Source organism: Neisseria sp. P0021.S006, assembly GCF_051956895.1.
Genome location: NZ_JBQCWZ010000430.1, coordinates 1 through 1,194 on the forward strand (window position 1 = coordinate 1; position 1,194 = coordinate 1,194).

Annotated in this window: 1 protein-coding gene and 1 pseudogene; both read right to left on the minus strand. The window is 57.8% G+C overall.

The window, feature by feature from the left end:
• On the minus strand, positions 1 to 752 hold a 752-nt coding region (locus tag ACTHUM_RS14750; protein ID WP_440403256.1), incomplete at its 3' end, for a DMT family transporter.
• Between the two features lie 83 nt (positions 753 to 835).
• Positions 836 to 1,194, minus strand: a pseudogene (locus tag ACTHUM_RS14755) (glutamine--tRNA ligase); the annotation flags it as partial.

Below are 1,194 nucleotides of genomic sequence, written 5' to 3' on the forward strand. Positions count from 1 at the left end.
CTGCCTGCACCCAAAGTCTTTACGCCTTCGAAATACCACGCATAGGCCAATACCGTCGCACCGATGACCAGCCACGCCAAGGCCGTCCAACCGCGCCCATCCATTGCCGCTATCGCCTCAAACGGTATTCCGTCCGTCCACAACGCCACCACCGACAACATCAACGCACCAATGAACGACGTTGCCGTCGTTACCGTCAGCGCATCTATCCCGCGCAAAACCGCGCGACCGATTAAGGTATAAGCCGCCCAACAGACCACGCAGCCGAAAATCAGCCACTCCCCCGCCTTGATGCCGCCCGACAATACCGTCAACGGCTGCCCTTGCGTTACCACCATAATGGCACCGCCGACCGCCAGCAGCATACCCGCCAAAATCTTCGCGTTTAGACGCTCGCCGAAAAACCAAGTTGCCAACAGCAGCGTCAACACAGGATTCACCGCCACGACCACCGCCGCCTTGCCTGCCGGCATAGTCTGCAAACCCAGCATAAAAAACACCGCATAGCCGCACACGCCGACGGAAGCGGCTGCCGTCAAACCCAGCCATTGCCGCGCCGACAAAGCCGCCAAAGTCGCGAACCTACTGCGCGCAAACAACCAGCCCAACAACAAAACCGAAGCCAAGACAAACCGAACCGCCCCGCCCGTCAGCGGCGGCAGCGACTGCCCCAGCATCCGCCCCATCGGCCAAGACGCACCCCACAACACCGCCATTCCCAGCAGTTTCAAATGTACAGAATAACGTTCCATCTCATCCCTTTTATCGACAAAGGCCGTCTGAAAACCGGATTTCACGTTTTCAGACGGCCTTCAATATAGCGACTGCAAACAGATTACTTAGGCTGCCAAGAATCTTTCAGCGTTACCGTGCGGTTGAACACCGGCGTGTCTTTGCTGTGGTCTTTGCGGTCGGTGACGAAATAGCCGATGCGCTCGAACTGCCAACGGCTCTCCGCCGGCAAATCTTTTGCGACAGGCTCGGCGTAGGCGGTGATTTCCTTGATGGATTCAGGGTTGAGGAAATCGGTAAACGGCAGGTAGTTGCCGTCTTCGCCGCGCACGGCATCGGGACGCTCGACGGTAAAGAGGCGGTCGTAGAGGCGGACTTTGATTTCGGCGGCGTGTTCAGCGGAAACCCAGTGAATCACGCCTTTGACTTTGCGGCCTTCGGGATTTTTGCCCAAGGTATCGT